This window comes from Actinomadura meyerae, assembly GCF_900188445.1.
GTDB lineage: Bacteria > Actinomycetota > Actinomycetes > Streptosporangiales > Streptosporangiaceae > Spirillospora > Spirillospora meyerae.
In genome coordinates, this window is sequence record NZ_FZOR01000075.1 from 1 (window position 1) to 11,484 (window position 11,484).

Genomic DNA, 11,484 nt, shown 5'->3' on the forward strand with positions numbered 1-11,484 from the left:
GCCGTCGGACGCCGTGCCGTTCGACCAGGTGGCGGGCGACGAGGCGGCCGAGCGTGCCGGTGCCGCCGGTGATCAGGACGAGGCCGTCCGGATCGAACGGAGCCGCCGCCGGGGCGGTGTCCGGGGCGACGCGGCGCAGCCGGGGTACGAGCGCCTTCCCGGCGCGCAGCGCGATCTGCGGCTCGCCGGTCGCCAGCGCGGCCGCGATCGCCGGCCGGGACGCCTCGCTCCCGTCCGTGTCGACGAGCTGGACGCGTCCCGGATGCTCGCGCTGCGCGGCGCGCACCAGCCCCCACACGGCGGCGGCGTCCGGATCCGGCCGCTCCTCGCCGGGGTCGACCGCACCGGTCGTGACGAGCGCGAACGGCCCGTCGGCGGCGAGCCGCTCCTGGAGGAGGGGGAGGGCGGCGCGCACGTCGCCGGGCGCCGTGATCACCTCCGCCCCGGACGCGGCGTCCGGCAGCGGGACGGGCGTCCACTCCACGGCGTGCAGGGAGCCGCTCCGCGGCGGGCGGAGGGTCTCGACGGCGAACGGCCGGACCGCAAGCGACTCGGCCGACAGCACCGGACGTCCGGCGGAGTCGGCGACCGAGACCCGCAGGACGCCGTCCTCGGAGGTGTCGACGCGGGCCCGCAGGCCGTCCGCGCCGCCGGTGCCGTGCACGGTCACGCCGCTCCACGCGAACGGGAGGCGGACGCCGTCCGAACCGCCCGCCGCCGGGTGCAGGACCGCGTCGAGCAGCGCCGGATGCACGGCGTACCGGGCGGGGTCCAGCCCCTCGGGCGCCCTGACCTCGGCGTACACGGCGTCCGCCGACCGCCAGGCGGCCGTCAGGCCCCGGAACGCCGGGCCGTAGCCGAGACCGAGGTCGGCCAGCTCCTCGTACAGGGCGTCCACGTCGATCGGTTCCGCGCCGGGCGGCGGCCATGCCCCGACCGGCGCGGGCGCGGGCGCGTCCGGCGCGTTCCCGAGCACGCCCGTGGCATGCCGGGTCCAGGGCTGGTCGTCGCCGATACGCGAGTGCACGGCGACGCGGCGACGGCCGTCGCCCGCGTCGGCGTCGGCGACCGTCACCTGGATCCCGACGGGCTCGTCCGCGGGTAGCACCAGCGGCGCTTCCAGCGTCAGTTCCTCCAGCCGCCCCAGCCCCACGTGCCTCCCCGCCTCGACCGCGAGCTCCGCGAAGGCGGTGCCGGGGAACAGCACCGCGTCGCCTACGGCGTGGTCGGCCAGCCACGGATGCGCCCGCGTCGAGACCCGGCCGGTGAGCACCAGGCCCGCGCCGTCCGCCAGGTCGACGGCCGCGCCCAGCAGCGGGTGCCCGGACGCGCCGAGCCCGAGCCCGTCCGCGCCGGACGCGGGCTCGGGCGGCGACAGCCAGTGGTGGCGGTGCTGGAACGCGTAGGTCGGAAGGTCCGTCGGCCGTGCGCCGGGGAACACCGCGGCCCAGTCGGCGGACGCGCCGTCCGCGACCGCCCGGCCGAGTGCGAGCGCGTAGGTCTCCGGCTCGGGCCGGTCCCGCCGGACCGCCGCCGTGGCCGCCGCCGGGCGGTCCAGGCACTCGGCCGCCATCGGCGCCAGGACCGCGTCCGGCCCGATCTCGACGAACGTGGTGACGCCCAGGCCGTCGAGCGTCCGGATCCCGTCGGCGAACCGGACGGCCTCCCGGACGTGCCGGACCCAGTAGTCCGCCGTCCCGATCTCCTCCGCCGCCACGACCTCGCCGGTCAGGTTCGACACGATCGGGACGGCCGGCGCGGCGAACTCCACCCCTTCGGCGACCGCGCGGAACTCCTCCAGCATCGCGTCCACGCGCGGGGAGTGGAACGCGTGGCTGACCTTCAGGCGACGGGCCCGCCCGCCCCGCTCCCGCCAGGCCGCCGCGACCGCCAGGACGGCGTCCTCGTCGCCGGACACGACGGTGGAGGCCGGGCCGTTGACGGCCGCGACGACGGCGCGCCCGCCGGCCAGCAGGGGCCGGACCTCCTCCTCCGGGCCGCGCAGCGAGACCATCGCGCCGCCCTCCGGGAGCGCCTCCATGAGCCGTCCCCGCGCCGCCACCAGCGCGGCCGCGTCGGGCAGCGACAGCACGCCCGCGACGTGCGCGGCGGCGAGCTCGCCGATCGAGTGGCCGATCAGGTGGCCGGGGGTCACGCCGTGGTGCTCGAACAGCCGGTACAGCGCCACCTCGAACGCGAACAGCGCGGTCTGCGTGTGCCGCGTCCGGCCGAGCAGGTCGGCGTCGCCGCCGAACATGACGTCGACGACCGGGGTGTCGAGGTATCCGGCGACCTCGTCCAGCGCGGCGGCGAACACGGGGAACGCCGCGTACAGGCCGCGTCCCATGCCGGGCCGCTGGCTGCCCTGACCGCTGAACATGAACGCCGTCCGGCCCGCCGCCGTGCCGCGCGCGACGCCGGGGGCCGGCTCGCCCGACGCGAGCGCGGCCAGCCCGGCGCGGAGCCCCGCCCGGTCGGCGGCGACCACCGTCGCGCGTTCGTGGAACGCGGAGCGGGTCGTGCCCAGCGAGTAGCCGACATCGGCCACCCCGGCGTCCGGGTGGGCGTCGACATGGGCGAGCAGCCGCGCGGCCTGCGCCCGCAGCGCCGCACCGTCCCGGCCGGACAGCAGGACGGGCGCGGGCCCCTCCCACGTCGCGCCGGCCGGTCCCGGCTCCTCGGCGGGCGCCTCCTCCAGGATCACGTGGGCGTTGGTGCCGCTGATCCCGAACGAGGAGACGCCCGCCCGGCGTGGCCGGCCGGTCTCCGGCCACGGCGTCGCCTCGGTCGCGAGCGCCAGCCCGCCCGACTCCCAGTCCACGTGCGGAGTCGGCTCGTCGGCGTGCAGGGTCTTCGGCAGCAGGCCGTGCCGGAGCGCCAGCACCGCCTTGATGACCCCGGCGACCCCGGCCGCCGCCTGGGCGTGCCCGAGGTTGGACTTCAGCGACCCGAGCAGCAGCGGGCGGTCCCGGTCCCGCCCGTAGGCGGCCTGGAGCGCCTGCGCCTCGATCGGGTCGCCGAGCGTGGTGCCGGTGCCGTGCGCCTCGACGGCGTCCACGTCGCCGGGGCCGAGCCCGGCCCCGGCCAGCGCCGCGCGGATCACCCGCTGCTGGGACGGCCCGTTGGGTGCGGTCAGCCCGTTGCTCGCGCCGTCCTGGTTGACGGCCGACCCGCGCACCACCGCCAGGACGCGGTGCCCGTTGCGGCGGGCGTCGGAGAGCCGTTCGACGAGCAGGACGCCGACGCCCTCGGACCAGCCCGCGCCGTTCGCGTCCGCCGCGAACGAGCGGCAGCGCCCGTCCGGCGACAGCGCCCGCTGCCGGCTGAACTCGACGAAGTAGTGCGGGGAGGCCATGACCGTCACCCCGCCCGCCAGCGCCAGGCCGCACTCGCCGTTCCGGAGCGCCTGCGCGGCCAGGTGCAGGGCCACCAGCGACGACGAGCAGGCCGTGTCGACCGTGACGGCGGGCCCCTCCAGGCCCAGCGCGTAGGCGATCCTGCCGGACGCGACGCTGCCGGTGCTGCCGGTCGCCAGGTAGCCCGCCAGGTCGTCGGGCGGGTCGGCGACCCGCGCGCCGTAGTCGTTGTTCATCAGCCCCGCGAACACGCCCGTCGCCGAACCGCGCAGCAGCTCCGGATCGATGCCCGCGCGTTCGACGGCCTCCCACGCCGTCTCCAGCAGCAGCCGCTGCTGCGGGTCGGCGGCCAGCGCCTCGCGCGGGCTCATCCCGAAGAACGCCGCGTCGAAGTCGGCCGCGCCGGTGAGGAACCCGCCGCGGCGCGTGTAGGTCCGGCCCGGACGGCCCGGCTCGGGGTCGTACAGGGCGTCGGTGTCCCAGCCCCGGTCGGCCGGGAACTCGCCGGTGGCGTCGCCGCCGGCCAGCAGCAGCCGCCACAGGTCCTCGGGCGAGCCGATCCCGCCGGGGAAGCGGCACGCCATCCCGATGATCGCGATCGGGTCGCCGGCGGGGGACGGCGCGGCCGCCCCCGCCGGGCCCGCCGCCGGGCCGCCGCCCGGGAGCGCCGCGCGCAGGAACGCGGCGACGGCCTCCGGCGTGGGGTGGTCGAACACGAGCGTGGCGGGCGGCCGCAGCCCGGTCGCCGCGGCGAGCCGGTTGCGCAGCTCGACGGCGGTCAGCGAGTCGAAGCCCAGCTCCTTGAACGGCCGCCGGGCCGGGACGGCGTCGAGCCCGGCGTGGCCGAGCACGTCCGCGACCTGGGCCCGGACCAGGTCCAGCACCGCCGCGTCCCGCTCGGCCTCGGGCAGCGCCGCGAGCCGTCCGGCCAGGCCGGCACCCGCCTCCGGAGCGTCGGCGGCGCGCCGCAGCGGCGTCCGGACCAGCGCGCGCAGCACCGCCGGCGGCGCGCCCCGCCGTGCGGGGGCGGCCGCGTCGAGCCGGAACGGCACCAGCAGCGGCTCCGGGCGGGCGATCGCGGCGTCGAAGAGCGCCAGCGCCCGCGCGGCGGCCATCGGGGCGATGCCGGACCGGGCGAGGCGCGCGCGGTCGGCGTCCGACAGGTGCCCGGTCATGCCGCCGGCCGGCTCCCACAGCCCCCACGCGAGGGACACGGCGGGCAGGCCGAGCGCGCGTCGGTGCGCGGCCAGCCCGTCCAGGTAGGCGTTGGCGGCGGCGTAGCCGGCCTGGCCCGCCGTCCCGGCGGTTCCGGCGATCGAGGAGAACAGCACGAACGCGTCCAGGTCGCGGTCCCGGGTCAGCTCGTCCAGGTTCCGGGCGGCCTCCGCCTTGGCCCGCCAGACGGCGTCGAGGTCTTCGGCGGTGAGCGTCTCCAGCGGCGCGTCGGCCAGCACCCCGGCGGCGTGGACGACGGCGCCGATGTCGTGCTCGTCGAGGAGGGCGGCGAGCGCGGCGCGGTCGGCGGCGTCGCAGGCCACGACGGTGACGTCGGCGTCCAGCCCGCGTAGCTCGGCCGTGCCGGGGGCGTCCGGGCCCGATCGGCTGACGAGCAGCAGCCTCCGGACGCCGTGCCGTTCGACGAGGTGGCGGGCCAGCGACCGGCCGAGCGTCCCGGTGCCGCCGGTGATCAGGACGGTCCCCGCCAGGGCCGGGGCGGGGCCGGGCTCGCCGGCGACGGGGGCCAGCCGCGGCGTGCGGACGACGCCGTCCCGCACCGCGAGCTGCGGTTCCGCTCCGGTCAGCGCCTCCGGCGGCGGCGCCGGGCCGTCGACGATCGCGATCCGGCCCGGATGCTCGGTCTGCGCCACGCGGAGCAGCCCCCACGCGGCGGCGTGCCCGAGGTCGGTCACCTCTTCGGCCGCGTGCACGGCCACCGCGCCGCGCGTCCGGACGACGAGGGTTCCCTCCTCGTCCAGCCGGTCCCGGACGAGGTCCAGCGTCCGGCGCACCGCCTCGGCCGGAGCCAGCCCCGGCTCCAGCTCGACCACCCGGACCGGACCGCCGGGCGCCGGGAGCGCTTGCGCGCGCGGCCACTCGACGCGGAAGAGGGACCCGCCGGCCGCTCCGGGCGGCGCCGCCGCCCGGAGCGGGCGCAGCACCAGCGACTCCACCGAGGCCACCGGACGGCCCGCCGGGTCCGACAGCGCCAGCGCGACCGCGTCCCCGCCGACGGCCGACAGCGTCACCCGCAGCGCCTTCGCGCCCGCCGCGTACAGCGACACCCCGGACCAGGCGAACGGGACGGCGCCCTCGGCCCGCTCGCCGAGCAGGCCGAGCACGATCGGGTGCAGCGCGGCGTCGAACAGGGCGGGCGACAGCGCGAACCCGTCCGATCCGGCGGGCGCCGCGACCTCCGCGAAGACCGTCCCGCCGTCCCGCCAGGCGGCCCGCACCCCCTGGAACGCGGGGCCGTACCCGTAACCGAGCTCGGCGAGCCGCTCGTAGGGCTCGGGCAGGTCGACGGGCACCGCGCCCGCCGGCGGCCACGCGGCCGTCCCGGCCGGCTCGGGGACCGCCTCCGGCGCGAGCGTGCCGGCGGCGTGCCGCGTCCACGGGGCGGAGCCGTCGTCGGCGGGCCGCGAATGGACCGTGACGCGCCGCCGTCCCTCCTCGTCCGCCGCCTCCACCGCGAGCTGGAGCCGGACGGCGCCGCGCGCGTCCAGGACGAGCGGCGCTTCGAGCGTGAGCTCCTCGACGCGGTCGCACCCGGCCGCGCGCCCGGCGTGCAGGGCGGCCTCGACGAACGCCGTGCCGGGCAGCAGGACGGTGCCGCGGACGGCGTGGTCGGACAGCCACGGATGCGAGTTCAGCGACACGCGGCCGGTGAGCAGCAGACCGTCCTCGCCGGCGCGGGCGACGGCCGTCCCGAACAGCGGATGCCCGGACGCCTCCAGCCCGGCGGCCGTCACGTCCGCCGCGCCGGCGGGGGCCTCCAGCCAGAAGCGGCTCCGCTGGAACGGATAGGTGGGCAGGTCGATCCGCCGCCCGCCCCGCGCGGTGCGCGCCCAGTCGACCGGCAGGCCGGCGGTGTACGCCTCGGCCACCGAGGCCACGAACCGGTCGAGGCCGCCCTCCCGCCGGCGCAGCGACCCCACCACCACGGCGGCGTCCACGCTCTCCTCGATCCCGACCGTCAGCACCGGATGCGGGCTGACCTCGATGAACGCGCCGTGCCCGGTGTCGAACAGGGACCGGGTGACGGCGGCGAACCGGACGGGCTCGCGCAGGTTCCGGAACCAGTAGGCGGCGTCGAGCTCCGCGCCGTCCAGGACGGTGCCGGTCACCGTCGAGTGGAACGGGACGTCCGCCGTCCGGGGCCGGACGGGGGCCAGCGCGTCCAGCAGCTCGTCGCGCAGGGACTCCACGTGCGTCGAGTGGGACGCGTAGTCCACCGGGATCCGGCGGTAGCGGACCTCCCGCTCCGCGCAGGCGGCGCCGAGCTCGTCGAGCGCGTCGGCGTCGCCGGACACCACGACCGAGCCCGCGCCGTTCACCGCCGCGACCGCCAGGCGGTCCTCCCACCGGGCCAGCAGCGCGGCGGCCTCGGCCTCGGGGAGCGCGACCGACGCCATGCCGCCGGTGCCCGCCAGCCGGGTGAGCGCCCGGCTGCGCAGCGCGACCACGCGCGCCGCGTCCGCCAGGGACAGCGCGCCCGCCACGCACGCGGCGGCGATCTCGCCCTGCGAGTGGCCGGCGACCGCCGCCGGCTCCACACCGTGCTCCCGCCACAGCGCGGCCAGCGACACCATCACCGCGAACAGCGCGGGCTGGACGACGTCGACGGCCTCCAGCGCCTTCTCGTCCCGCAGCACCGCTGCCAGATCCCAGGACACGTGCGGGGCGAGGGCGTCCGCGCACTCGCGGAGCCGCGCGGCGAACACCGGCGACTCCGCCGCGAGGTCCAGCGCCATGCCCGCCCACTGCGACCCCTGGCCGGGGAAGACGAACACCGGCCGGCCGGCCGCTCCCGCCACGCCGCGCACCGGGCCCGGCGCACCGGCCGCGAGGGCGTCCAGCCCGGACAGCAGCGTCTCGCGGTCGCGGCCCAGCACCACCGCCCGGTGCTCGAACGTGCTCCGCCCGGCGGCGAGGGAGAGCGCCACGTCGAGGGGGTCGGCGTCGGCGACGCGCCGCCGCAGCCCGGCCGCGCGCGCCCGCAGCGCCGTCTCGTCCCGTGCCGTGATCTCCCAGGCGATCGGCCGGTCCGGCCGGTCCCGCGGGCGCTCCGGCACGGCGACCGGCTCGGGCGGCTCCTCCAGGATCACGTGCGCGTTGGTGCCGCTGACGCCGAACGCCGACACGGCGGCGCGGCGCGGCCGGCCGGGATGCTCCCAGGGGACCGGTTCGGTGAGCAGCCGGACCGCGCCGGAGTTCCAGTCGACGTGGGGTGTGGGTTCGTCGGCGTGCAGGGTCGGGGGGAGGAGGGCGTGCCGCATCGCCATGATCATTTTGATGGTTCCGGCGGCTCCGGCGGCGGCCTGGGTGTGGCCGATGTTGGATTTGATCGAGCCGAGCCACAGGGGTGTGTCGCGGTCCTGTCCGTAGGCGGTGAGGAGTGCCTGGGCCTCGATCGGGTCGCCGAGCGTGGTGCCGGTGCCGTGCGCCTCGACGGCGTCCACGTCGCCGGGTCCAAGGCCCGCCCCGGCGAGCGCGGCGCGGATGACCCGCTGCTGCGCGGGCCCGGACGGCGCGGTCAGCCCGTTGCTCGCTCCGTCCTGGTTGACGGCCGAGCCCCGCACCACGGCCAGGATCGGATGCCCGTTGCGCTCGGCGTCCGACCGGCGCTCCAGCAGCAGCAGCCCGACGCCCTCGGCCCAGCCGGTTCCGTCGGCGGCGGCCGAGAACGAGCGGCAGCGGCCGTCCGGGGACAGCCCGCGCTGCCGGCTGAACTCCACGAACGTCGCGGGTGTGGCCATCACCGCCGCGCCCCCCGCCAGCGCGAGGTCGCACTCGCCGTTCCGGAGCGCCTGCGCCGCCAGGTGCAGCGCCACCAGTGACGACGAGCAGGCCGTGTCGATGGTGACGGCCGGGCCTTCGAGGCCGAGCGTGTAGGCGATCCGCCCGGACGCGACGCTGCCCCGGCTGCCGTTGCCGAGGTAACCCTCGAGGTTCTCCGGGGCGCGCCGCACCCGGCCGCCGTAGTCGCCGTACATGATCCCGGTGAACACGCCGGTCGCGGTCCCGCGCAGGCTCGTCGGGTCGATGCCCGCCCGTTCGGCGGCCTCCCACGCGGTCTCCAGCAGCAGCCGCTGCTGCGGATCCATGGCCTCGGCCTCGCGGGGGTTGATGCCGAAGAACGCCGGGTCGAAGTCGGCGACGCCGCTCAGGAAGCCGCCCGCACGCGCGTAGGACGTGCCCGGACGGTCGGGGTCGGGGTCGAACAGCGAGTCCAGGTCCCAGCCCCGGTCGGCGGGGAACCCGCCGATCGCGTCGCCGCCCGCCGCCACCAGCTCCCACAGGTCCTCCGGCGACGCGACCCCGCCGGGATACCGGCAGGCCATCGCCACGACGACGACCGGGTCCCCGGTCACCGCCCGTACCGCCGCCGGGGCCGCGGCCGGGGTGTCCGCGCCGCCGAACACCTCGGCCCGCACGTGCGCGGCGAGCGCCTCCGGGGTGGGATGGTCGAAGACCAGCGTGGCCGACAGCCGCAGCCCGGTCGCGGCGTTCAGCCGGTTCCGGAGCTCGACCGACGTCAGCGAGTCGAAGCCCAGCTCCTTGAACGCCCGCCCCGCCTCGACCGCCTCCGGCGCGCCGTGGCCGAGCACGGCCGCCACCTGCCCGCGGACCAGCTCGAGGACGGCGTGCTCGCGTTCGCCCGCCGGAAGGCCGGCGAGCCCGGCGGCCGGGACGCCGCCGCGCCGGACGGCGGTCGCGGGCACCAGCTCCCGCAGGACCGCCGGGACCGCGTCCGGCGCCGCGCGCAGCGCCGGGAGGTTCAACCGGGCCGGAACGGCGAACGGGGCGTCGAGCGCCAGCGCGGCGTCGAACAACGCGAGCCCGAGGTCCTCGCCGAGCGGGACCAGCCCGCTCCGCCGCACCCGTTCCAGGTCGCGCCGCTCCAGATGCGCGGTCATGCCGCTGGCCTGCTCCCACAGCCCCCACGCGAGCGACGCGGCGGGCAGGTCCAGCGCCCGCCGGTGGTGCGCGAGCCCGTCGAGGAAGGAGTTCGCGGCCGTGTAGTTGCCCTGCCCCGGACTGCCGAGCGTCGCGGTCACCGACGAGAACAGGACGAACGCCGCCAGGTCCGTACCGGCCGTCAGCACGTGCAGGTTCCACGCCGCGTCCACCTTGGGCCGCAGCACCGCGTCCAGCCGCTCGTGCGACAGCGCGCCGACCACCCCGTCGTCGAGGACGCCCGCCGCGTGCACCACGGCCGTCAGCGGCCGGTCCGAGGGCACCGCCGCCAGCACCGAGGCGAGCGCGTGCCGGTCGGCGGCGTCGCAGGCGGCCACCGTCACCTCCGCGCCGAGCGCGGCCAGCTCCGCCTCCACCGCCGCGGCACGCGGATCCGCCGCGCCGCGCCGCCCCACGAGCAGGACGTGCCGCACGCCGTGCTCGGCGACCAGCCGCCGCGCGACGAGCCCGCCGAGCGTGCCGGTACCGCCGGTGACCAGCACCGTCCCGTCCGGATCCCACCGGGCCGCCCCGGGGGCGCCGCCGGCCGCGCGGACGAGACGGGGCACGTACGCGGCCCCCTCCCGGAGCGCGAGCTGCGGCTCACCGCTCGACAGGGCCGCGTCGATCGCCAGCCGGGACGCGTCGGACCCGTCGTGGTCGAGCAGCACGATCCGTCCGGGGTTCTCCGACTGGGCGGTCCGCACCAGCCCCCAGACCGGGGACTGCGCCAGTCCCGCCACCGCCTCGCCGGGCCGCACCGCCACCGCGAGGCGCGTGACCACGACCAGGCGGGACGGCTCGGCCGCCGCGTCCGAGAGCCAGCCCTGAACGGCGTCGAGCACCCGCCGGGCGACCTCGTGCGCCCGCTCGGCGAGATCGTCGCCCTCGAGCTCGGGGACGGTGAACGTCACGACCTCACCGGAGCGGCCCGTCCCGTGCGGGAGCGGCGTCCACTCCACGGTGAACAGCGAGTCGCCGGCCCGCCCGGGGCGGGCGAGCCCGCCGGGCGCGACCGGCCGCAGGGCCAGCCGGTCGGCCGAGAACACGACCTCGCCGGACGGGTCGGCCGCGACCAGCGAGAACGCGTCCTCGCCCGCCGGGCGCAGCCGGACGCGCAGCCGGGTACCGGCGGTCGCGTGGGCGACCGCGCCCGTCCAGGCGAAGGGCAGCCGGGGCGCCGGGCCGTCGCCGCGCGACACCGCCGGGTGCAGCGCGGCGTCCAGGAGCGCCGGGTGGACGGCGAACGCGCCCTCCTCTTCCCGCGCCGCCGCGTCCACCGTCACGTCGGCGAACAGGTCGTCGCCGTTCCGCCAGGCGGCCCGCACGCCCTGGAACAGGGGCCCGTAGTCGTAGCCGCGTTCGGCGAGCGCGGTGTAGAAGCCGTCCAGGCCGATGCGCTCGGCCCCGCCGGGAAGCCGCACCGGATCGGGAACGCGGCCGCCGCGTGCGAGGAGACCGGTCGCGTGCCGGACCCAGTCGCCGTCGCCCGTCCGGGAGTGGAGGGAGAGCGGCCGCCGCCCGGCCTCGTCCGCGCCCACGACCACCTGGATCCGCACGGCCTCGCCGGGCTCCGGCAACGGAAGCGGAGCCTCCAGGGTCAGCTCGTCCACGACCGGTGCGCCGACCCGCGCGCCCACGTGCAGCGCCAGTTCGAGGAACGCGGTGCCGGGGAGGACGACCGTTCCGGTGACGGCGTGGTCGGCGAGCCAGGGATGGTCGTCGAGCCCGACCCGCCCGGTGAACAGGACGGTGCCGCCATCCGCGGAACGGACGTGCGCGTCGAGGAACGGGTGCTCGGCCGTCTCGAACCCGAGGCCGGCGGGGTCGTTGGTGGTGGGGGTGTTGATCCAGTGCCGCTGGTGTTGGAAGGGGTAGGTGGGGAGGTTGGTGTGGTGTCCGGGGATGTGCCAGGGGATGGTGAGTCCGTTGGTGTGGGCGTGGGCGAGTG

1 protein-coding gene is annotated in these 11,484 nt (G+C 78.2%); it reads right to left on the reverse strand.

Annotation, left to right across the window (positions count from 1 at the left end):
• Positions 1-11,484: type I polyketide synthase (locus CHF16_RS41750; protein ID WP_143228336.1), on the reverse strand; the 11,484-nt coding region annotated here is incomplete at both ends.